22 protein-coding genes are annotated in these 23,006 nt (G+C 49.6%); 5 read left to right on the top strand and 17 right to left on the bottom strand.

Annotated features, from left to right (window positions below):
* Positions 1–54 precede the first annotated feature (54 nt).
* The 8 genes from D082_RS06235 to D082_RS06200 form a co-directional block, all read right to left on the bottom strand.
* On the bottom strand, positions 55–1,110 hold the full coding sequence (locus D082_RS06235) for an aldo/keto reductase (RefSeq protein ID WP_051738923.1): 1,056 nt from the start codon (positions 1,108–1,110) through the stop codon (positions 55–57).
* Between the two features lie 109 nt (positions 1,111–1,219).
* On the bottom strand, positions 1,220–1,897 hold the full coding sequence (locus tag D082_RS06230) for a pentapeptide repeat-containing protein (RefSeq protein WP_238546864.1): 678 nt from the start codon (positions 1,895–1,897) through the stop codon (positions 1,220–1,222).
* 37 nt (positions 1,898–1,934) lie between these two features.
* Positions 1,935–2,858, bottom strand: coding sequence for a 2-carboxy-1,4-naphthoquinone phytyltransferase (gene menA / locus D082_RS06225; RefSeq protein WP_028948851.1), 924 nt, complete (start codon positions 2,856–2,858; stop codon positions 1,935–1,937).
* A 33-nt stretch (positions 2,859–2,891) separates the two neighbouring features.
* On the bottom strand, positions 2,892–3,158 hold the full coding sequence (locus D082_RS06220) for a hypothetical protein (RefSeq protein ID WP_028948852.1): 267 nt from the start codon (positions 3,156–3,158) through the stop codon (positions 2,892–2,894).
* A 139-nt stretch (positions 3,159–3,297) separates the two neighbouring features.
* Complete coding sequence (gene leuB / locus D082_RS06215; RefSeq protein WP_028948853.1) at positions 3,298–4,386, bottom strand: 3-isopropylmalate dehydrogenase; 1,089 nt, start codon at positions 4,384–4,386, stop codon at positions 3,298–3,300.
* Positions 4,387–4,713: 327 nt separating this feature from the next.
* Positions 4,714–5,313: a superoxide dismutase gene (locus tag D082_RS06210; protein ID WP_028948854.1), complete on the bottom strand. Its 600-nt coding sequence runs from the start codon at positions 5,311–5,313 to the stop codon at positions 4,714–4,716.
* Positions 5,314–5,506: 193 nt separating this feature from the next.
* A complete protein-coding gene (locus D082_RS17325) occupies positions 5,507–6,202 on the bottom strand; it encodes a hypothetical protein (protein WP_051738704.1) in 696 nt (231 codons plus the stop codon).
* A 474-nt stretch (positions 6,203–6,676) separates the two neighbouring features.
* Positions 6,677–6,961, bottom strand: coding sequence for a DUF3288 family protein (locus tag D082_RS06200; protein WP_028948855.1), 285 nt, complete (start codon positions 6,959–6,961; stop codon positions 6,677–6,679).
* A 271-nt stretch (positions 6,962–7,232) separates the two neighbouring features.
* Between D082_RS06200 and hik34 the strand changes: the two genes are divergently transcribed.
* Positions 7,233–8,648 (top strand): two-component system sensor histidine kinase Hik34, encoded by a 1,416-nt coding sequence (gene hik34, locus D082_RS06195; protein WP_028948856.1) that lies wholly within the window; start codon positions 7,233–7,235, stop codon positions 8,646–8,648.
* Between the two features lie 148 nt (positions 8,649–8,796).
* Here hik34 and D082_RS06190 read toward each other — a convergent pair whose 3' ends face one another.
* Positions 8,797–9,156, bottom strand: coding sequence for a serine hydrolase (locus D082_RS06190; RefSeq protein WP_028948857.1), 360 nt, complete (start codon positions 9,154–9,156; stop codon positions 8,797–8,799).
* A gap of 123 nt (positions 9,157–9,279) precedes the next feature.
* Here D082_RS06190 and D082_RS06185 point away from each other — a divergent pair, with 123 nt between their 5' ends.
* The 3 genes from D082_RS06185 to D082_RS06175 are packed head-to-tail and all read left to right on the top strand — an operon-like array spanning position 9,280 to position 11,150.
* Entirely contained in the window at positions 9,280–9,468 is a 189-nt protein-coding gene (locus D082_RS06185) for a hypothetical protein (protein WP_028948858.1), read from the top strand.
* Between the two features lie 44 nt (positions 9,469–9,512).
* Entirely contained in the window at positions 9,513–10,559 is a 1,047-nt protein-coding gene (locus D082_RS06180; protein WP_038530386.1) for a DUF3326 domain-containing protein, read from the top strand.
* Positions 10,560–10,565: 6 nt separating this feature from the next.
* Positions 10,566–11,150 carry a CPBP family intramembrane glutamic endopeptidase gene (locus D082_RS06175; protein ID WP_028948860.1) on the top strand — a complete coding sequence of 195 codons (585 nt, stop codon included), beginning with the start codon at positions 10,566–10,568 and terminating at the stop codon, positions 11,148–11,150.
* Between the two features lie 44 nt (positions 11,151–11,194).
* On the opposite strand, the gene D082_RS06170 is transcribed toward D082_RS06175, so the two are convergent.
* The 3 genes from D082_RS06170 to proS form a co-directional block, all read right to left on the bottom strand.
* The gene (locus D082_RS06170; protein ID WP_028948861.1) at positions 11,195–12,439 is read right to left on the bottom strand and encodes an HhoA/HhoB/HtrA family serine endopeptidase; all 1,245 of its coding nucleotides are present in this window, start codon (positions 12,437–12,439) and stop codon (positions 11,195–11,197) included.
* Between the two features lie 126 nt (positions 12,440–12,565).
* Positions 12,566–13,033, bottom strand: a complete 468-nt coding sequence (locus tag D082_RS06165; protein WP_238546863.1) for a hypothetical protein — start codon at positions 13,031–13,033, stop codon at positions 12,566–12,568.
* 128 nt (positions 13,034–13,161) lie between these two features.
* The gene (gene proS, locus D082_RS06160) at positions 13,162–14,973 is read right to left on the bottom strand and encodes a proline--tRNA ligase (RefSeq protein ID WP_028948863.1); all 1,812 of its coding nucleotides are present in this window, start codon (positions 14,971–14,973) and stop codon (positions 13,162–13,164) included.
* 212 nt (positions 14,974–15,185) lie between these two features.
* On the opposite strand from proS, the gene D082_RS06155 reads away from it, so the two are divergent.
* Positions 15,186–15,785 (top strand): late competence development ComFB family protein, encoded by a 600-nt coding sequence (locus tag D082_RS06155; protein WP_028948864.1) that lies wholly within the window; start codon positions 15,186–15,188, stop codon positions 15,783–15,785.
* 92 nt (positions 15,786–15,877) lie between these two features.
* Here the strand turns inward: D082_RS06155 and D082_RS06150 are convergent, their stop codons facing one another.
* The 5 genes from D082_RS06150 to D082_RS06130 form a co-directional block, all read right to left on the bottom strand.
* Positions 15,878–17,353, bottom strand: a complete 1,476-nt coding sequence (locus tag D082_RS06150; RefSeq protein WP_028948865.1) for a DUF3084 domain-containing protein — start codon at positions 17,351–17,353, stop codon at positions 15,878–15,880.
* Between the two features lie 9 nt (positions 17,354–17,362).
* Entirely contained in the window at positions 17,363–18,040 is a 678-nt protein-coding gene (ntcA, locus tag D082_RS06145; RefSeq protein WP_028948866.1) for a global nitrogen regulator NtcA, read from the bottom strand.
* A 72-nt stretch (positions 18,041–18,112) separates the two neighbouring features.
* Positions 18,113–18,361, bottom strand: a complete 249-nt coding sequence (locus D082_RS06140) for a hypothetical protein (protein ID WP_028948867.1) — start codon at positions 18,359–18,361, stop codon at positions 18,113–18,115.
* A 222-nt stretch (positions 18,362–18,583) separates the two neighbouring features.
* Positions 18,584–22,150 (bottom strand): AAA-like domain-containing protein, encoded by a 3,567-nt coding sequence (locus D082_RS06135; protein ID WP_038530381.1) that lies wholly within the window; start codon positions 22,148–22,150, stop codon positions 18,584–18,586.
* A gap of 98 nt (positions 22,151–22,248) precedes the next feature.
* Positions 22,249–22,983: a YoaK family protein gene (locus D082_RS06130; protein ID WP_028948869.1), complete on the bottom strand. Its 735-nt coding sequence runs from the start codon at positions 22,981–22,983 to the stop codon at positions 22,249–22,251.
* Between the last annotated feature and the right edge of the window lie 23 nt (positions 22,984–23,006).

Raw genomic sequence — 23,006 nt, 5'->3', positions numbered from 1 at the left:
GTTTGTTTAGACAATTAGACAAAGAGTGAAAGTCTTAACTTTTCAGCTCAATGATCAATCCTGCCATAAACGACGACGGCTTTTACCCCGCAACCGTTGGTGGGTATCCCGCAGTAGGTCAGGAATATTGAGATTATGGGGACATCGGGGCAAGCAATCTCCACAGTCGGTACAACGATCGCCTTTTTTACCGGGGAACCAGTGCCCGGCATTTTCTAACATTTGATAGCGATACTGGCCAAAGGTTTGCATATCAAAGGCCACCGCTAAATTACGCAGACGTAAAATTTCGGGAATATTAATTTCTTCCGGGCAGGGTAAACATTGATAACACTGGCGGCAAGCGTCGATCCCCAATATTTGTTGTTGATGGTCAACTAAATTCTGCAAAATTGCCTGTTCTTGATCGCTTAACGGTTCCAGGCGATCGCCTAGGGATAATGGTTCGTCCAATTCCTGGGGTATGGCAGGGCCCACACTGAGGGTGGTAATGCGGGGGTCACTCAAAAGAAAACGGTAGGTTAAACCCAGGGGAGTAAAAGGTTGGCAGAGGTTTTGTAAGGTTACGGACGGTGCATACAATTGCCCTCCCTTGTCGGCGGGGGAAATGATAAAAATGCCCATATCCCTTTGGTGAGCTAGGGCGATCGCCGGGGCGAGATGTTGGTTGAACCAGTAGTAATGCAAATTAACGAAGGCAAATTTCCCGGAAGCAATTACTTCTTGTACTAAGGGCAAACTACCGTGGGTGGAAAAACCAAGATGTTGAAATTTTCCCTGTTGTTGGGCCGTTTCAATCACAGGCCAAAGTTCTTGAACCCATTGCCAATGCTGGGGGGTATTGATGCCGTGGATGGCAAAACAATCTAAATAATCCACCTGGAGCCGTTGCAGGGAACGATCAATGGCTTGGATGAATTTCCCTGGATTCTCCGTGGGACAAACCTTACTGGTGAGGTAAAAATCCTCCCGCTGGTAATTTTTCAGCAACTCTGCCAAATGAATCTCACTTTCTCCGTAGGCCGCCGCCGTTTCAATGTGGTTAATGCCCCCCCCCAAGGCCCTTGCCGCCGTGGCCAAGAATTGTTGGCGATCGCCTAGGCCCCGCATGGTACCCAGGGAAAAAACGGATAAATTTAGCTCAGTGCGGCCAAAACGACGGTATTGCAAAGGTCAATTTCTATTATTTTTGTCGAAGTTGAAAGCAAGATTTTTACATCTACCAGGTAACATCGCTCAGATCAGCCCGTTGTAGGTTAGTGCCGACCAAATTGACCCCCCGCAAATTAGCCCCGGCCAGGTTGGCTCCGGTGAAATCCGCCTGGGCCAGATTGGCCCCCCGAAAATTGCCGTAACGCAAATCCGCCCCCCGGAAATTGCTTTTTCTTAGATTGGCCCAGCGTAAATCAACGGCGATCGCCGCCACCGCACTGAAATCCGCCTCCGGCGCATAGGCCTGCTGTAGGTGGGCTTTCATTAACTTAGCTTGGCTGAGATTAGCCCGATAAAGATTCAGGCCATGGGCCTCTGCTTCGGTAAACACCGCCTGGCAAAAAAAGGCTTCATTGGCGTCCCCGTCGGTCAAATCCGCCTCACTTAAATTACAACGGTTTAATAAAGCCCGACAAAGATTAGCCTGACGTAAATTGCTTTTATGAAGACTAGCGGCAATCAGATTGGCCCCGGACAAATCCGCCCCCTCTAGGTTGGCAAAGCGGAGGTCACAGCCGATTAGGGTAACCTGGCTCAAATCTCCGTGGGGAAACACTAAACCAGCCAGGTTCTGGTTGGCCAACTCCAAACCCTGGGGAGAATGGTTATCGGCTAACAAATTGACGACCCCGGTATTCAACCAGCTTGGGCCATTGATGTGGGGAGAGGACAAACCATTGCTCATAATAACCCCCATTTTACCCCAGCCTTGGAATTAGCCCCTATGCTAGCCCAGTCCAGCTATAGCCCGCCGCCATCAGCATTCCACTGATAAAGTGCAGGTTAACGGCAATGAATTTACAGTTGCTTACTTTCTCCGGTTGATCGTGGTACTGCCCCACATGGTGAACTAACTGCACCGCCCAGGGCAAACTAACGGTTACCAATAAAATTTGCCAGGGGGCAAGGTTAAACAAAACGCCGATCGCCGTAATTAGATAAAGACTAATAACCGAGAGAGTTAAAACCTGGGAACCTAGCTTGGTACCTAAACGAACAATGGGGGATTTTTTGCCAGCGGCCAGGTCATCTTCCACTTGGTGAAAGTGGGAACAGAACAGAATAATGGCGGTGCTGAGGCCAACAAAAAAACTGGGAACTGCCATATCCCAACTAAAAGCCTGGGCCTGGGAATAGTAGGCAGCGGCGATCGCCAGGGGGCCAAAGGTAATCAGACAGATTAATTCCCCCAGACCGAGGTAGCCCAAGCGGAAAGGAGGGCCTTGATAGGTGTAGCCCAAAAAGATGGCCACGGCGATTAATCCCAACACTGTCCAATCTTGGGCCAGCCAACTAATGCTAATTAGCCCCACTAAGCCCGCCAGCAAAAAAAAATTGCTCAGCCAAAAAACTAGATTACGATTGCCCGTTAAATTAACCACTGAATGGGCTTTCCGCACATCAATGCCGGTGTCACTGTCAAACACATCGTTGCTGAGATTGATCCAGGCAATAATGGCGATCGCCGACAGTAAAAAGATGGTAAAAACTCCTCCCTGCCATTGTCCCGTGGCACCATAGGCCACCGCCGAACCAACGGTAATGGGCACCACCGCCACCGTATACATGGGAGGCTTAATGGCCGCCAGCCAGAGTTTGCGCTCAGAAGGAGGATTGGACTCCACCACCAGGGGGGATTCGCTCATAACAGGGATAATGCAGGAGTTTTAGTAAAAATCTTATACCACTTGGGCTTCCGCCTCCAATTGATTCAAGGGCACAAAGCATTCCCCCGGCAATAGTACTGGTTGGCGATTGAACATCAACTGGCCCCGGTGGGTTTCCTTATGGATGGCAATGCCCAAGGGTTGCCGTTGGGATTTGGGATGGAGCATGCGGTAACTGCGGTAAATGCGCCGGGCCATCCGCAACATTTTGGGGTCTAGGGGCATGGGTACACTGCGGTACTCCACATCAAAGTCGCTCTCATCAGGAATAAAAACCATAACAAACTCCCCACTCAGGACGCATATGTGTTCTAGCCATTGACCGAAAACCGTCAGCCAGGTTAGCCATCATCATAAATAACAATAGGGTTTGACGTAAGGGCCAGCCCAGAAGATTCTTAGCTGTGTAACCAAGATTTTACGCTTCGTCCAAAATTCTCAATAATTGCTCTCCCATTTGTCGACAGCCCACCAATTGGGTGCCCGGAGAAAGGATATCGCCGGTGCGGTAACCCTGTGCCAAAACTTTTCTCACCGCTTCCTCTAGGCGATCGGCCGCCTGGGGTTGATCTAAACCGTAGCGCAACATCATGGCTGCACTAAGCACTTGGGCTAGGGGGTTAGCTTTATCTTGGCCGGCAATGTCGGGGGCAGAACCATGGACCGGTTCAAATAAGCCTGGGCCGTCACTGCCTAAACTGGCGGAAGGTAGCATACCGATACTGCCCGTTAACATGGCCGCAATATCCGACAAAATATCCCCGAATAAATTGCCCGTCACAATGGTGTCAAATTGTCTGGGACTCCGCACCAACTGCATAGCTGCATTGTCCACATACAAATGGGATAGCTCCACATCGGGATAATCCACGGCGATCGCCATGACCCGATCCCGCCACAGTTGGGACACATCCAGTACATTGGCTTTATCTACAGAACAGAGTTGGCCCCGTCGTTTGCGAGCCGTTTCAAAGGCAACTTTGGCAATGCGGTCAATTTCCCCCACGGTGTAAGCCATGGTATTGACTCCCCGTTTTTCCCCCGCTTCCGTCTCAAAAATACCCTTGGGTTTGCCAAAATAAATGCCGCCGGTCAGTTCCCGCACCACCATAATATCCACCCCTTCCACCACCTCCCGTTTCAAGCTGGAAGCGTCAATCAATTGGGGGAAAATGTTGGCGGGACGTAAATTGGCAAATAGCCCCAAACCTTCCCGAATGGCGAGCAAACCAGTTTCTGGCCTTTGGGAACGGGGTAGATTGTCCCAGGCATAACCCCCGATCGCCGCCAATAGTACTGCATCACTATTCTTTGCTTGGGCTAGGGTTGCCTCCGGCAGGGGTTGGCCCGTGGCATCAATGGCTACTCCCCCAATTAAAGCCTCTTGAAAATTAAACACAAAGCCAAACTGGTCGGCCACTTTGCCTAACACCGCCACCGCCACCGCCATAATTTCGGGGCCAATGCCATCGCCGGGGAGCAGGGTTACGTTATAGGTCTGGGACATGGTAGTGGAAAAACTGGAAAAACTTTGATCGAATAAGTAAATTTAAACGGGCTTTGGGAATGGATTCCATAAGCTTTCCCAGTGTAGAGGATTGGGGCCGCAGATTAGAAGCTTCGGCCACTGGCGATCGCCACCCAGCAAATACCCCTCCCCCAATAGTTCAGGGAAAGGGTAATTGAAACTAAGAATATGACCAATCCGACTTAAGTTGCCCCATAACTGAGAATCGGGGAGATTTGTCGAACGTTCTCTAAACTAAAGCCAGTTAAGGTCTTCCATTTAGATAATGACTGACTCGGAGAGAATGTTTAGGGTTGACCGAGCAAACTAGGCCGCTGCTAAGTTAGCCGCCACAAAGTCCCAGTTGACCAACTTACCGAGAAAATCAGCAATGTAGTCGGGACGACGGTTCTGGTAATCCAAATAATAGGCGTGTTCCCACACATCCATGGTCAACAAAGGAGTTTGACCCGCAGTCATAGGATTTTCGGCATTGCCAGTTTTGGTCACTTTCAAAGTGCCATTGTCCAATACCAACCAAGCCCAACCGCTACCGAATTGGGTGGCACCAGCCTGTTTGAAAGCTTCTACAAAAGCATCAAAGCTACCGAAATCGGCATTGATTTTATCCGCCAAAGCACCAGTGGGCTGGCCACCACCACCGGGCTTCATGCAATTCCAATAGAAACTATGGTTCCAAGCTTGGGCGGCATTGTTGAAAATACCGGCTTTACTAGCGTCCCCAGCAACGGCCTTAATTACGTCTTCGATGGATTGATTATCTAAATCAGTACCCGCCACTGCATTGTTGAAATTGTTAACATAGGCGGCGTGGTGTTTATCATGGTGGAACTCCAGAGTGCTTTTGGAAATGCAGGGTTCCAGGGCCGTGTAGTCGTAGGGTAAGTTAGGTAGTGCGTAAGCCATTTAAATTTAAATTCTCTACTCAATAGGGGATTCCATGGCTCCCACTTTACCCTAAAGTTTCCTCCGTTGAAAGGGCGGTAATCCGATGAAAAACCGCACTAAAGCAACAATCTTTCCCCCATTGCCACAACCCATCAAGGCAAGGTTGAGGGCAATGTGCCCATAGGGCAGGCAAAAACTTTTTTCAACCAAATCAGAAGGAAATATTCCCATCATCCGTTTCGAGTACGCTAGCTAAATCGAAATTTTCGTCGTCAGCGATAAAAATATCAAAGTTTTCCGGCAGGGCTCCCGACACTTCCCCCGAAAGTTCCAGTGCGGACTTATGTCTGCCAACTTTGGAACGGCGGTTTTTCTTTTCTTCCCTAGCTTTAACACTCTTTTTCGTGGGCCGATTATCCTTCGGTCGTAGGGGTTCCGTCTTGCTAGTTTTTGTCTGACCAATGCGGGATTCTTTTCCCCTTCCTGTCCCATGGGTGTTGAAAGCCGATTGACTAACCATATCCACCTTCAGATGGGCAATGAAATAGTCCACTGTTTCCTGTTTTAGCCAGCCTCGGAGCACTGCGGTGGCCCCAAAACGTAGCCCTAGCCTTTTCTGCTCCCGGAGAATTTCGTCAATCTGGCATTGATTTAACAGGTCTGCCATCTGTAGATAGTGGCCCAAGGGCATGGGATTGGGACGATAAATCAAGTCAAACCATTGATTGACAAAAAATTCGATGGTATCTTTCGTTAGCCAGCCATGGAGAACAATTACTTCACCAATTAGATAACCAAAATGGTGTTGATTATTAAGTGCCACCTCCAACTGGGCAGGGGTAATGAGACCGGCTTCTTGTAAAACCAATCCCAATTTTTTATGCCCCGATGTTTGGGGTGGATTCATAACCTTGCTTTGGCCTATCTAAATCTGGGCTAGTCTGGTCCAGACCTGGGAAAACAAGATTATAGCGACTTAATCCCCATTTTTCTAGCTTGGAGACGATTATTCAGGGAGATTGAGGCTAGTTTTGTCTTTGAGGAGCAGATTTTTAACGGAGAAAAGAATGATCAGTAAAGCAAAGTAGCCACAGAAGGCAACAGCAATAAAATTGGACATTTCGTGAACTTTTGTAACATGTAGTTTCTGCATCAAGCATAGGGGAAAGTCTTTACTTTTGGCTTTGGGATTGCTTATTGCATCAATAATCGAGATTAATCATTCTTGAAAAGCTAGACAATAGACTAAAATCAATGTCTATGACGGTGGGAAAAATGGGGTGAGAAATGGCCCCCAAGACCGTGTTCACATGGTTTTAGCTTGTCTACTAGATTTCTTTACTAGAGCTCGGGCAATACAGAAGGATTTTTCAAAATCCCTCTAACTCCAATCTTGCTGCTCCTCGACACCTTGCTTAGCATGGGCGGCACCGCTGGCGTAGAGGGCTCTGGTTTGGGCAAAAAGTTCTTCTTCAGTCAAGTGCCATTGCTGGAGCACAGTATCCAGATCCCGTTGTAAACCCCTAGCTCCGGGAAAATTTTTGTAACGGATTCTCAGCCGGGCTAAGGACAACAGATGGGCCGGTTCAGCGGGGGATTGCAAGAGGCGGTCAACAATTGCCTGGTCTCTATTTCCTTGGGGATGGGTTTGTTCACCGGTGGCCATAATTCTCTTTTTTCACTAATTTTTACTGAAAAATATTTTTATTGTGGAGCTTCTGTCTTTTTTCGCCCATCCGCCGGATCTGGTTCGGTTTTACGGCTAATTAAGGTGGGGAAAATGGGCTTACCATCAGGGGATATGGGCAATGCCGCTTACTGTTAAGTTTGTTCAATGGCAACCAGGGGGTTTTGCTGTTCCCCAAGCCTTTTTCGGAGTAGCGTTCTGCATTGTTAAATTTAAACTATTAATCTTCCCATTCTAGAATCTGGTTCCCGTGAATGAAGTTTGTCTAAAGTTGAGCGATTTGTTTGTATCTTCTGGTTGGGGAGGATATGACCAGGGGCGGGCCCCCCAGTGGGCCCATCCTAAAGCCCAGCAGCAATGGTTTGGGGCGATCGCCGCTTTGGAACCATTTTTAAGACAGACGTTGCCCAATGGTGGGGAAGAATTGGCGGGAATTTGTTTGGCCAGTCCTGCTCCGGTGTTGAAAGATCCTCTGTTGACGCAAAGTTTCTACCAAGGCATTGCCGTCCCCACTCCCTGGGAAGAATTTTCCCCGTTGCCTTGTTTAGCCGGTGGGCAGTCGGCCTGGGTGCAAATTCCTCGGATGCGGGAAATTCCCTTGTTTCCCCGGGATCCCTTGGCAGAAGAGCAGTTTTGCTGGCTAATGACCCCTAAGTTCGGTTTACTTCTACTACTGGGCAAAAATGAGCAGGGCTTAACCCAGTTTTATTGGAGTTTTGACCCGGAGATTCTACAACGAGCTTGGCTGAGTCTCCAGACTCGATTACGCTGTGTTTTTAGTCCAGATCTACCTTTTCTAGAAAAAACGGTAGCTGACTTTGACTTTCCCACTCCGGATTTCCGCCTGGTAAGTTATTTTGGGCAACTGATGTTGGACTATCAACCCAACGCCCCTATTTTTACTCCCTTACAGGAACGGGAATCCCCGGAACTATCCCCGGATGTGGAATTGCTCCAAGCTTTGACCCATGAAGTACGTACCCCGTTAACTAGTATTCGTACCCTGACCCGACTGTTGCTACGGCGCAAAGACCTTTCTCCGGAAGTGCTCAAACGCATTGAGTCCATTGACCGGGAATGTAGCGACCAAATTAGCCGTATGGATTTAATTTTCCGGGCGACGGAATTGGAATCCACCCCTCTACCGGAATTGGTGGTGCCCCTAACAGTGACCTCCCTAGAAGCGGTTTTTCAAACTGGCATTCCCCGCTGGCAAAGGCAAGCCCAACGCTACAAGGTCAACTTAAAAGCTCAGATTCCCCATTCCCTGCCCCAGGTATGGAGTAATCCCAGTCTGTTGGATCAAGTGCTGGGGGGGATGATCGAAAAATTTGTGCGTAATTTTAATGGGGGTGGGGAAATTCATTTACAGATCACCGTTGCTGGTGATCAGCTGAAAGTGCAGTTCCATACCCAATCAGCCCACCAGGCCAACCCCGTCAAGGCTTTGGGAGAACTGCTCATGTTCCAGCCGGAAACCGGATGTCTGAGTTTGAATTGGGATGTGACCAAAAACCTCTTCCAACTCCTGGGGGGAAAGTTAACCATCAGACGGCGATCGCCATCGGAGGAAGTGTTAACCATCTACCTCAAGTGTGAGCAGAGAACGACATCTAGCCAAAGTAAAGAATTTGCTGTTCCGGCTTCCTGTCTGCGTTTAGCTTAGGGCCAAGGTCAGTATTCCCAGCCTCCCTCAGGGGTTGCAAAATCGGCGCCACCAACCATTCAGAATGACAATGGCGATCGTCCCGGCCCCAATGGCCACTAAACCCGTTAGGAGACGGGATTGCCAAAATCTTTCCTGGCCGCCTTGGTTAACTTACCAGTTTCCCAATAAACCCAATCATCACCCCCCAGGTGGGGACTAATTTAATCACAGAAGCCATTTGGTAGAGGGTCTTTTGGGGATTCACCGGGGAATCTGGGTCAAACTCCTGAACCCCAAAGGTCTGTATTGTCTCTACTTTCCCGTTCCGGATCAGGGCTAGGGCCGCACTGCCCAATGCTTTACCCTTTGCTTGGTTGAGGCGGTTAACTAAATATTCTTTGACGGAAGTTTGCTCCCTGGGCCGTAGAGGAGGATGGGAGAACCAAACACTTTCTCCCCATAACACTGTCCCCACCAGTAAAGTCCAAATGAGCAGGGCAACAATGCTAGTTAAAACCTTTTTCAAGCTATTGTTTGCCGGGGTAAAACTTGATGATAGTCTCAAATTTTAGCGGAAAATTCCCGGGGTTTTGCTAAGATTCAGTCAGACTATCCTTTGTCTAGCCCCCATACATTGCTCAAATCAACCATGACCACACATTTCATCACTGCCGAAATTGACCTCCAGGAAAACCCCCTGAAACTGCAACAGGAAATTGAACAGGAATTGGCTAAACGAGGCGATCCCCTGCGGTGGGCGGTGACAGTGGTGGATAAAGAGCAACAAAAAGCTCAGGTGGAAGCGGTGGTAACGATAACAGCAGTGCAGGAAGTTTAGATCAAGCGATCCAGACCGAAAAATTCCAGTCCTTTACAGTCACTTTGAGTTACAACGTCACTTTAATTATTCCCACTGGGGTGGGGGCTGCCATTGGTGGCTATGCCGGGGATGCTTTACCGATCGCCAGGGCCATTTCCCAGGTGTGCGATCGCCTCATTACCCATCCCAATGTATTGAACGGGGCCCAGCTTTACTACCCCATTGCCAATGCTTTGTACGTGGAAGGTTACGCCCTGGATCGTTTTGCCCAGGGGGATTGGGGTTTAACTCCTGTGGGTAACAACGCCATCGGCCTAATTTTTGACCAGGGCATTGAAGATGATTTACTTTGGCGCCATCTCCAGGTGGCGGACGGGGCCCGGGCAACCCTAGGTTTGACCCTGACTGATTACGTTATCACCGATGAGCCTTTGGGGGTGGAATTGCGCCTGTCGGACTCCAGCACCAGTTGGGGGACCATTGCCAACCCAGAAAGTTTATTGCGAGCTGCCGATAAATTACTAACCCAAACCAAAGCCCAGGCGATCGCCGTCATTGCCCGTTTCCCCGATGATGTGGGCAGTCAGATTTTGACCGATTATCGCCATGGCCATGGGGTGGATCCCTTGTCAGGGGCAGAAGCGGTGATTTCCCATTTAATTGTGCGGCAATTTCAAGTGCCCTGTGCCCATGCCCCAGCGTTGAGTCCTTTGCCTCTAGATCCAGACATTTCCCCCCGGTCAGCGGCGGAGGAATTGGGCTACACCTTTTTACCCTGTGTGTTGATGGGGCTAAGCCGGGCTCCCCATTACCAAAGGTTTCCCAACAGTAACAGCCAAACCCTTTGGAATCGGGATGTGAATGCGCTGGTTGTACCCGCCAGTGCCTGCGGTGGTTCCGCCCTGATGAGTTTTAGTGACACTTCGGCTCGTATTATTGCCGTGGAAAATAATTCCACCCAGCTAGAAGTCTATCCCGAAGACCTAGGCATTTCTGTGGTTAGGGTAAACTCTTATCTAGAGGCGATCGGAGTGCTCTGTGCCCATCGGGCCGGCATTAACCTCGATTGTTTCCAACCGAATTTTCCTGCTCTCCACCGCCTACCCTAAATATCTGTGTCTTCATCCAATAGTCCTTCCGAAATGGAACCCCTGAGCCGTACCCAAATTCTGGCGGTGATGGGATTCACAGCGGTGTTACTGCTGATCATTGCTAAACTTTGGCAGTGGTGGGGGGATGTCACCCTATTGAAAATCAGTTTCAATGTCCCAGATGCTTTATTAGGGTTGGGCTTGGCAGCGGCAATTATTCTGACCAGTGGATTGATCTATCGGGTTTGGCCCGCCTATCGTGCCAGTGCCGATGCCTATCTCGCCTTTGTCATTAAACCCTTAGTGTGGGCAGACTTGCTCTGGTTGGGACTATTGCCCGGTTTAAGCGAAGAATTACTGTTTCGGGGAGTGATGCTTTCCGCTTTGGGGGGAGGTGTTTTGGCGGTGGTGGTTTCTAGCTTAGTATTTGGCGTTTTACACCTCAGCAGTACGGAACAATGGCCCTACGTGGTTTGGGCAACGGTGGTGGGGCTGGTGCTGGGCTATGGGGCGATCGCCAGTGGTAATTTATTGGTGCCCATTGTGGCCCATATTCTCACCAATTGGGTTTCCAGTGCCCTGTGGAAATTCAACCATCGCCAAGGATAAGGATAGAGAGATAATTTGATATTCAAGAACAAATTGGGTTTGCCCTAACGGTTAAAGTCTTCGGGAAAAGGCCCCGGTCGCACCGCGATCATTTCCTGTTTATCCCGACGCTTAACGGCGATCGCCAATGGTTCTCCAATTTGGCTGACTTCCACCCGTTCTTGAACGTCAGTGGCCGTTTTAACCCCCACTCCCCCCACTTCGAGAATAATGTCTCCGGTCGCTAATCCTGCTTGGGCTGCGGGAGAACCTTGGCTAACTTGGACAATTAAAACTCCTGTTTCTGCTGTCACGCCGGCTGGTAATTCCCCACTAGCCCGCAACTGCTTGGTCATTTCTGGAGAGAGGGTAACCATGTGGATGCCAAGGTAGGGATGCTCCATTTTGCCCTTGGCGAATAAATTCTCGGCCACATTTTGGGCTGTTTGAATGGGAATGGCAAATCCTAGCCCCTGGGCATCGGCCCGGATGGCAGTGTTGACTCCAATCACTTCCCCTTTCGCATTAAGCAAAGGGCCACCGGAATTACCCGGATTAATGGCGGCATCGGTTTGGATAAAACGCACCCTTTTGTCCGGCACCCCTACCTCGGAACTGGAACGCCCCAGGGCACTGATAATGCCTACCGTAACAGTGTTGTCTAAACCCAAGGGATTACCAATGGCGATGGCCCATTCCCCCGCCTGCAGGCGATCGGATTGGCCAATTTCCACCACGGGCAAATTTTCTGCTTCAACTTTCACCACCGCCACATCGGTCATGGTATCAATGCCTACCACTTTACCTTCCAGGACAGAACCATCTTTGAGGGTGACCTTAACGGTGCTTGCCCCTTCTACCACATGGGCATTGGTTAAAACTTCCCCGTTAGCACTCAGGATAAAACCAGAGCCAGTGCCTTGTTCCCTAGGATCGGGGTTAGGGGGCATTTCTTCGCCAAAAAAGCGACGAAAAAATGGTTGATCCTGGATGGGATTATTCTCAGTGTTGGTCACTCTCTCCGCATCGATTCTGACCACCGCGGGGCCAATTTTCTGCACAGCCCGGGCAATAAAATTTAACTCCCCATCATCCTGGGGGGAACGAGGTAGAGACAAGGGGAGGGCACTGCGGTAATTTTCATCCTTTGGGGAGAAACTTTCAGCACCAGTGCTGGCCGAAGGGTTCTCGGTAGAATAGGTTGGGCCTGAAGACAGAAGATAGCGTCCCCCTGCGGCACCGATCGCCCCGCCGCACAGTAGCAAAAGGAACGCCACGCCGAAATGTGATGCCTTCAGATGAATTGCCATGGAAAACTGTTAATAGTCAATGCTTTAACTTTAACAAAAACAAATTAACAAAGTGGAGCCAGGGAAACTGTTATCCAAGGCCGAAAACAGCGTCCCCCTAACTCACCCGAATAGAAACATCAATTGCTATTCCCAAAAGGGATTAGTTTGCCCATGGGTACAGACCATATTTTGGTTGTTGGCCAAATTATTCATCCAGCTTGTCATTTCTGCCTTGCCACCTTCCCCTTCCAGCCAGAAAACGGTGATTAGGCCCATGGTGGCATTGGTTTCACAGGAAAAAGTGGAGTCTCCTGGATCAACGACAGGAATGTTCTGTTCACATTGCCAAGTTTGGTCTGGGTCAACAGTTTCTTGCCAGTTTTGAAGTTCTTTGACTTCCACTGCTACGGTTTTATCGCCACTTTTACACACCCAGGTAATCAACTGGTCGGGCTGATCGGTAATGTCATCCACATCTGGATTATCCAAGGCTTCTTCCACAGTAGGTATATTGTCCCCCGGGGCGACTTGGGCTGAGGCTGTCAATCCATAGCCCCCTGTGGCCAGTAATATCGACCCTGACAGAGCAACACCCCGCAGTAAAGATTTCATCACAACCTACCCCCTTGAAAAGGTGATTCAAGATATTCAAGACATATTGACCATAGCATTTTCCCCTAAAAGCCTGGGGCAAAAGAGTGCTATTTCTGCAACTGGACTGACTTTGATGGTGGGGAATTTTAACTAGCTTTTTTATCGGCTTGGATCCAAGCTGTTAGGGTGGGTACCACTGCGGCGATCGCCAAATTTTCAACGCTTTTATCGGCCCGCTTAACCACTTCCAACTGGCCCTGTTTGAGGGATTTGCCAGTGACAATGCGGTAGGGAATACCAACTAGTTCCGAATCTTTGAATTTAACCCCAGCCCGTTCGTTGCGGTCATCAAGCAGGACATCCACCCCAGCAGCTTGTAATTCCGTATAAATTTGCTCCGCCACCTGCATTTGTTCCCCATCCCCGACGTTGGGCACCACGATCACTACTTCATAGGGGGCGATCGCCGTGGGCCAGATAATGCCGTCTTTGTCGTAACGTTGCTCAACAGCAGCTTGGGCTAAACGGGATACGCCAATGCCGTAACAACCCATGACCAAGGGTTTTTCCTCTCCCTGTTCGTTGGTAAAGGTAGCTCCCATGGCTTGGGAATATTTGGTACCCAACTGGAAAATATGCCCCACTTCTATGCCCCGAGCACTTTTCACTTCCCCCGTGGGATCGTGCACCGGGCGATCGCCGACTAGGGCCTTACGCACATCCACCACCAGTTTGGGGAGGATAAAGTCGGTGCCCCAGTTAGCTCCGGTGACATGGTAATCAACTTCATCGGCCCCGGTGGCAAAGTTGGTCAACTCCACTGCGGTCTGATCCACAAGACGGAGAAATTTGCCTACTACCTGTTTATTTGTGGCAATGTAATCATCACTAATGCCAGGGGAAATATAGCCCAAAGGTAAAGATTTTGTAGACCATTTTTGCTGTTCGTTTTTATCGGGAACAATGAGATTTAAAACATTACTACTTTCATAGTTGACCGCTAACTTAGTTAACTCATTAGTCAACTTCACTTCGTTGACTTCTTGATCACCCCGAATGCTCACCAGTACCAAAACCGTCTTGCCGTTATTGTAGACCGCTTGATATAGAACATTTTTCACCACATTGCTGGGGTCACAGTCCAGGCATTGACACATCTTGGCGATCGTGGCGGTATCAGGGGCTGACTGTTTTTTGTACCCACTGAAAGGGGAGGGCTTGGCATCGGAGGGGAGAGACACCGCTTTTTCCACATTGGCAGCATATAAACCATCGTCGGTGTAAAGAATTTCATCTTCCCCGACATCCGCTAGCACCATAAATTCCTGGGAGCCAGAACCACCGATCGCCCCGGAATCCGCATCCACCGCCCGGAAATCTAGCCCACAGCGGCTAAAAATGTTTCTGTAGGCCTGGTCCATGGCCCCGTAGGTTGCCTTTAAACTAATTTCGTCACTGTGGAAAGAATAGGCATCTTTCATAATGAATTCCCGCCCCCGCATCAGCCCAAAACGGGGACGAATTTCATCTCTGAATTTAGTCTGGATTTGATATAAATTCACCGGCAATTGACGATAGGAACGGATCATTTCCTTGGCGATCGCCGTAATCACTTCTTCGTGGGTGGGGCCTAGGCCCAATTCCCGTTCCAGCCGATCCCGTAGGGCAAACATAATGCCCTCAGATTCCGTATAGGTATCCCAACGCCCCGACATTTTCCACAGCTCCGACGGCTGTAGTTGGGGCAATAAACATTCCTGGGCCCCAGTGCGATTCATTTCTTCCTGGACAATGCGCTTAACTTTTTCCAGCACCCGCCACATCAGTGGCAAATAGGCATACAGACCACTGCCCAAACGGCGAATAAATCCAGCTCTTACCAAAAGTTTATGACTGGGAATTTCCGCATCCGCCGGATCGTCTCTGAGGGTAACAAAGAGCATCTGGGACAGTCGCATAGTAAACCTAGGTAAATGACGGAATGTTACATTATCCCACACTGGTTAAATTGTGTTGAACTGGCACACCGAGAATCGCTCAATTCGGCTAAAATCAGAGTGACCCCTGAATCCAGGAAGATATTTTTTCAGTATTTTCCTCCTTACTTTTTGGAACCTGCTACCCTGTGATATTTTTCTTCCCCTAGTCGTCACTGTCCCAACTCTCTGCCATGGATTTTCTCGCTTCCGAGTCTCCCGCCCCAGTCAGTTCCGGCGTTCATGTCAATGTGATGGAAACGTTGGTCTATGAGGAGATTGATAAGCAACTCCGTTTCTACCCCAAAAACCTGAGAAATTATCTCAATCTGACGGAGGTGGCCACCTATGCCCTCAACCGTTTGCCTCCCCTCTATGCTTCCAGTGTTAAGGGGGTGGAAGAGCAACGACGGGTGGCAGCCCGCCAATATCGCAGTGAGCTAACTTCCGCTGTTCGTCGGGCGATCGCCGCAGTGGAGAGGGATCCTTTACGCAGTTCAGAACCCATCGTTTCGGAAATTGAGGTGAACTATCGAGGGGCGGAAAATACCCTGGGACAAATTCAAGAATTACTCAAGCGTTACCGTCTCTTGGAGCCGGTGAATAAGGAGGTCACCTGGGAAAATTGTTTGCCCTTATTAAGGCAAGCTTTTTTAAAATTGACCACTGCCCAAACTCCGCCTCCTTCCACCATTAATGAACGGCGATCTGTACCATTACCACCTCTGCCTCCCCCCGTCAGAACGCCCTCCATGGACGACCGGCAGATTGATCCCAAAAACACCCTCTGGTAGTCATGGTAGTCAGCCCCCCCAGGCCAGCCAATCCGTTGATGCGGTTGACCGTGGGCATCGTTGGTTAGTGGGTTGATTGGGCAAAGTGGTTATCAGTTTTCAAAAACCACCTGACTTCCCCGCAGGGCAATAATTCTGATTTTGAGAGGTCCCACCACGGAAGTGTTCTCTGCGGCGATCGCCCGCACTTCATTGGGGGGATTATCGGACTGGCGCTGGAGTTGTTCAATGAAGTCGATCAAAGTTTTAATGCGACCATCCTCCACCTGGATAGGACCAAGGATTCCCTCCCGCCGAGCCCGGAATTGGGCCGCCGCCAACAGATAATCAATTCGTTTTTGCACATCAGCTTCGCTAAAATCAGAAGATTCTAGGGAAATAGTAGCAATGGTTTCTGACTCTCGGAAAACTTGACGGTTGGGCACAACATCAAAAAAGACACGAATTTCCCTTTCCTCCTGCACATAGTTGCCCGCCGATAAAACCCGGATCACGTACTCTTGCCCTGGCTGGAGCTGACTTCTGATGTTATCCACCTGGGCTGTGGTTACCCGGACAATGGGCTCATCGGGCACTGGCATATTGGGGGTTTTGACTAGTTGTAGGGCAGTGCGATTAGCTTGGCGTAATAGTTGATCTACTGCTCCACTGATGGCCTCCGTATTTACCACCTTTAGAGCCCCAAAGGCCAATAATTGGCCCCGCAAAATGGCGATTTGTTGCCCCCGCAACTCCTGATAATCTTGGTAGTAACGTTCTAGCTCCTCTACCTCCCTTTGCAAAAAACTCAGCTCCGTTTCTAGCCCCTGCAACTTGTCTTCCCGCACTTGGATATCATTGTCTTTAGCGGCGATCGCCTGGTCGAGTTGATCAATTTTGGCGTCCCGTTGATTAATTTCCGCCTGTAGCTGTTGGCGTTGGGCTTCTAAGGAGGCAAAACGTTGCTCCAATGAGCGCACCTGCTTCTGTTGGCGGGTGAGGACTTGTTCTTGTTGGGCAATGCGTTCCTGGCGCTTCGACAACTCCTGATCCCTCAGTTTGACCTGGCTCTGTAGTTCCGCAGCCTCGGCCAACAGGTTGTCCTTTTGCTCATTTAACTCTGCCCTCTCCGTGGAAAGATTAGCCACTTCTCGACGCAGATTGCGGGACTGCTGGGACACCCGCCGCAATAGTTGCAACGCTTGGTTATAGTTCCGGTCCAACTCCCGACTCCGTTCCTGTACCAACTGCTGTTCTTGGCGCACCGCACTCAGTTCCGACTCAATTTCTTCCTTTGCCCGACTCGCTTCCTCCAATTCTGCCTTGGCCACCCTCAGCTGACCAAGAATGTCGTCCAGTTGAAATACTCCCTCCCGTAGGGACTTGCTGAAAGTGAAGAGAATACCCAAGGTGGAAGCAGAAATTAGAGTGCCAGTGATCACCGTCAGCACCACCGCTGTTTGTCGGGGGCGGAGTTTAAATAAGCGCAGGCGAGCTTTGCCCACCTTACTGCCTAAATGATCCCCCAACGCAGCAATGATACCGCCCAAAATTAGGACAGAAAGAACCAGAATATAAGCACTGGTCATAGGGATGGGCTAGGTAAACTGTTGACTGAGAGCAACGGGATTATGCACAGTAATTTTCTTTTTTGTGATGGAGATCATATTGCCTTCCCGCAAGTCCCCCAACAAGCGGGTCACCGTCACCCTCGTAGAACCAATGGCTTCGGCGATCGCCTGGTGAGACAACTTGAGGTCAATGCGAATGCCGTCTGGAGCCGGTACGCCAAAATCCCGACAGAGGATTAACAAAAAGCTAACTAAACGAGAACCCATATCTCGGTGAGCTAGGGTTTCAATCATCATTTCCGTCTGCAAAATGCGGGAAGAAAGCCCTTGCAACATCAGCAATGACAGGTCAGGATGCTCCTTAAGGGCCTGTTCCACCTGTTCAATAGGAGCAGAAAGTAACTCCACCGGAGTGAACGCCACCGCATGGTAAAAACGGTCGGAACGTTGCCCTGTCACTAAGGATAGTACCCCAAAAACACTGTTCTCCCTCAACAGAGCGACGGTAATTTCCTCACCGGCCTCGTAAACTCGAGATAACTTCACCGCCCCCTTGAGCAAAAAATAAACCCGCTCCGCCGGATCGCCGGGGAAAAAAATTGTTTTACTGCGCTCAAAAGTTTCCACCACCGGGGGCATCAACTCATTGCCTAAGCGTCGGAAAACTGCCGCTAGAGGGCGATCTTGGGTTAGGGACTGGTCCATTGACACTCACGGTAATGGGGGCATCAAGGGAAGTGCAAAACCCCATTCTGTATCGAGATTATACACAATTGACTACATACGCTCCACACTGCCAAAGAAAATTGGCTCCACTCGGATGGCCACAATGGCCGAGGGCCGCACCACCATATACTCACCCTGGACATTTTTAATCGGCACATTGATAAATTCCTGGGAGTCATGTCTGGGCACAACTTCATTGCTGTACCATTTTTGAAAATCCTGAATAGTCATGAAGCGCACCTCCTCCCGATGACCATTGGTCAAAAATAGGTGAATGGCAAATTCATCGGCTTTCTGCATGGTCAAGCTCCCTAATGTTCTCGTCTAAATTATCCCCTATCCCGAGGACGGAACAATGGAAAAACAGCAACGGGGAACGCGGAGCGGAGTGATCATTACAAAATAGCCTGATGCCTTCTTAAATACCCGGGCCTGTTCAGGGACAAAGGCCTTTGGAATAGGACAGAAATAGTACCATTTCACCTTGCCAATTCCAGATAAGCAGTGGACTGAAGCCAATAGTTACCAGTCACCATGGCAGAATTCAGGGGAATATGATTGGTCTGGCTGACTTTCCGTGGCTAAGTAGTCTTTTAACCAGTTACAGCCCTGTTCCACCAGTTGTCGGAGGCGTTCTTTTTCTGGGGTGACGGGCCAACTTTGGAGGTCACCGTTCTGGCCCACTGCAAGCAACCATTGCCCTTCCTCGTTAAAGCCTAGTCCCAATAATGAACTGGAGGCACTGGTAAATTCTCCCCGCAGGTTGCCCCGTTGATCCCATAGTCTAACCATGCCATCACTGGCGGCGGTGGCAATCCATTGGCTGTCGGGGCTAATGGCAATTTGGTCGATGGGTAGGGGGTCACTTCTCAGGGTATGCAATAGTTCGCCGTCCACAGTCCAAATTTTGGCGGTGCCTTCCCTTCCAGCGCTGAGCAAATACTTGCCATTGGGGCTGTATTGCAGTTGATTGAGGCGATCACCGTGGGCGACAATACTTTTAATCAGGCTGCCGTCGAAATTCCAGAGGGTGAGATTACCCTGTTCATCCCCAGCCGCTAATTGAGGCAAGGTGGGGTGAATGCTAGTACTACGGATAGGTTCTTTGCGTTGCACGTTGTTACCCAGGGCCAGAGCCATGGGGTCTTCCAATTCAACCCCATCAACCCTATCACCATTTTTATATTCGTTATATTCCCCCTGCCAAAGCCAAATTTCTCCGCTGCCACTGGCCATGGCGATCGCCAACTGGGGGGATTGGGGGCTGGTACGTAGGGCCACATCGTAAACACGGCCGATGTCCGTTCTCCAGACTTTGACCTGTTTAAGCTCGGCTTGGCGTCGCCACAGTTGCCATTCCCGACCCCGTTGCCCCAATAACCATTGACCATCGGCATTGAACTGTAGGCGATCAAAGTTTTGCCTAGTGTCGGATAAAACCTGTCGGCTTTGATTCTCTGTATTGAACAAAATCAAGGGCTCATTTTCCATGGCCAAAGCAATGGTGTTGGTATTGGCATTTTCCGCCACAGCCCCAAGCATGCCGGGCAAATTGAGACTAATCAGATCCGGTTTGGGAGTCATATCCCACAACTTGACCAAATTATTTTCCGCGCCAATGGCCAGCAGGGTACCATTGCGAGCCAGGTCCAAACCAAAAATTGCCTCCGGGTAACTCTGGTATTTTTTCAGCATTTTGCCACCGCTGGACCAGTGGATCACACTACCATTACTGCTACTGGAAAATAAGTGCTTACCATCGGGGGAAAAAACAACCCTGGTGACAAACTCATCGTGGCCCGATAGGGTTGCTTTAATCTCTCCCTGGGTATTCCAGAGCCTGACGGTGCCATCGTCCCCCGCTACTGCCAGCAAATTTCCCTGGGGATGCCAACTCACCCCAAAAAAAGCCACGTCCGGTAAACCAAATTGACGAATGAGATTGCCCTGTAAATTCCAGAGGCGGATTTGCCCATCCCGACAGACACTAACTAGGGTTTGGCCGTCGGGGCTGAATTGGGCATCATCTACGGACTTGGTATGCCCGGCCAGCACAGTCAAAGTTTTTCCCGATCGCCAATGCCAAAGGCGCACAGTACGATCCCGGGAAGTGGAGACTAATGTTTCCCCATCGGGGCTAAAGCTAACGCTGTAGACAGAATCTTGATGGCCCCTAAGGGTTTGGAGTAGATTACCGTCTAGGTCCCAAATTTTGACCGTTTGATCTTGACCAGCGGTGGCGAAAATCTTGCCATTGGGGGCAAAAGCCACCCGGTATAGACTACCTGTATGGCCGGTGAATTCCCGCAAAAATTCCCCCTGGGGAGTCCAAAGCCGCACCGCCCCATCCCGGGAAGCGGAAGCAATCAAATTCTTGTGGGGGCTGATGGCCACACTAGTGACCCCATCCCTATGCCCTGTGAGAATATTTTTTTCGGCAATTTGACTAAGGATTTTTTGCAAACTGACCAAAGGACTGGTGGCGGGATATTGGCTCAGGGTTTCGTCCGCTTTGACCAGGTGATAGAGTTGATGCCCCGCTTCCAAAGCTGTCACCAATCCTGGAATTTGATCAAAGGTAAATTGCCGCTGGGCGCTGGTGCCTAGCCGTTGCAACTCCGTACCCTGTTGGCTCCGTTGTTGTTTGAGAGTGGCAAAGTAGGCCTGGCTCAAGGCGATCGCCGACCCCCCCAGGGACATCATCAGCACCACAATGCCAAAACTAATCATCCGTTTGGCCTTGACGTTAGCTTGGGTCAAAATTTGGTTGGCGGCTAGGGAAGCTTCCTGTTCCTGATTTTGGCTGGCGTTGAGGTAGCGGTAATCCACCCCGCTGAGGTTTTTACTGCTGGCCCAGGCCAATGCCTCCCGTAGGGCTTCCCCCCGCAGTAACCGGGAGGAGTCTTGGTAGTCGGAATTGATCCAGGCTTGGAGGTTGGTGCCGTAGGGCCGGAGTTTGTTCAGTTCCTTGCTCACCCATTGGGCATTAAAAATTGCTTGGTAAATGGGGTTATAGGGTCGCAATTGTCCCTCAATTTTCACCACCAGTCCCGTTAGACGTAACACGGTTTGCTCGACGCTATCGTCCGCTGGGATAAAACCCCGATGCAAAATTTCTTGGTACAGTCCCAACAGTTGTCCACTACGGGCCTCATCTTTCAATAGGCGATCGCCAATGGTGCGGAAATGCACTGGTTCATCGTTAGACTCCCAATGGCGGATAATTTTTTCTTCAATCAGTTGAGCAATGGTAGTAGGAATAGTTTGAGCTTGGAAATCTAAATCCCCTTCCTGTAAAGCTTCCGCCACCAGTTCACAGACCTTCTGGGTTAAAAATGGTTGACCCCCTGTCCAAACTAGAATTTCCCTTAAAATTTCCTGGGCGCTAACTTCGTCCACCGGCAAACCAGCACTCAGGGGCAGAGCTTCCGTCAGGGTAAAACCTGTTAGGGCAATGGCTTGGCCAATGTTAAATGGCGTTTGGGTTTTGTTATCAATTAAATCTGAAGGGGTGGCCACCCCAAACAGGGCAAAACTCAGGCGATTATATTCGCGGTCATCAGCCCGTTGGTTATAGCAGAAACGAATGTAGGAAAAAAAGTCATCCAGGGAAAAGGGCAGACTCAATACTTTATCAATTTCATCGATAAAAATGACAATCTGGCGATCGCCAATGGTCTGAAGAATAACTGCTTCAACAAATTCCCGTAACTTCTGGATCGGGCTGAGTTGTTCCCGCTCCCGTAACCAGGGCTTGAGGGCCACCTTCCCCGCCAAAGGCAAACCAAGGTAAAGCTGGGTAATAATGCCGTTATACCATTTCTGTGGGTCAGCTTCGGTGCCCAAACTGGTAATGTCAATGGACACACACACCACCCCATCCTGTTGGAGTTGATGCATGGTACGCACCCGTAGGCTAGATTTGCCCATCTGCCGGCAGTTGAACACATAGCAAAATTTGCCCCCCCGCAACTGGGCCAATAGTTCTTTATCCGCCTCCCGTTGACTGTAGCTGGGATGGTTGGCGGCCAAGCTCCCCCCCACCTGATAGGAGGTTGATTGCAATAAATTTAGGTAGATCGGGGACATTGTTTCAGCTATGTTTTTACTAGTGCATCCCAATGAATTAGGCAATTAGAACAGTATCCAGATTCTTTGATAGCATGCAAGACCTTTGCTTTGACCTTTTATTTTATCTTGTCATCAAGGCTAGTGTTTCCAAATACCAACTCCACTCTGAACGATAAAAATATCATCAAGATCAGGGGAAAACATAGGGAAATTAAGCCAAACTTAGCGGTTAATACTCCACCGTAGACAGCACCGATAGTAAATCCAAGCAAGGAGCTACCAAATTTGATTAATCTGGTGCGGGAAGCATCAAGATCTTGAAAGGATAGTTGTAGTCGAGCATGACTTTGCAATCCGCTAATCAATGTCAAATCCATAGTGAACTGAGTTAAATTATTGGTCATGGCAGTGGTGGGAGCAATGCGACCCAGGGATTCCCGCATTAGTGCATTTTGCATTCCCATGGAAAATACCCCCAGAGAACCAGTCACAAATAGTGGTAAGTTATTAGCTGATTTATGGTTAGTTGGATCCAAGGCAACTGCGGTGATTGTAAACAGCAATAAGACCAAAGTTTCCAAGCTAATTAAATGGGCTAGCCGTAGTTGGTGGCGACGGGCGAGGACAGTGGTCAAGAGTACAGCAAACATAAAAACCGGAATGACTGCAATCCTAACCCATAAAGCTTTTCCCCCTACCCCAATGATTTCCGTTGCTGCGATGACCAGATTTCCCGTGATGTGAGAAGTGAAGAGACCATTGAGCCCTAAAAAGCTAGCTGCATCGATAAAACCAGCTACCCCACTGAATAACACACCGGCAATGAACTGCTCATTTGACAATAGTTTCATTATCCATAAGTTGTCTAGAAAAG

Source organism: Synechocystis sp. PCC 6714 (genome assembly GCF_000478825.2).
Classification (GTDB): Bacteria; Cyanobacteriota; Cyanobacteriia; order Cyanobacteriales; family Microcystaceae; genus Synechocystis.
This window is presented reverse-complemented; position numbering and strand designations above follow the sequence as displayed.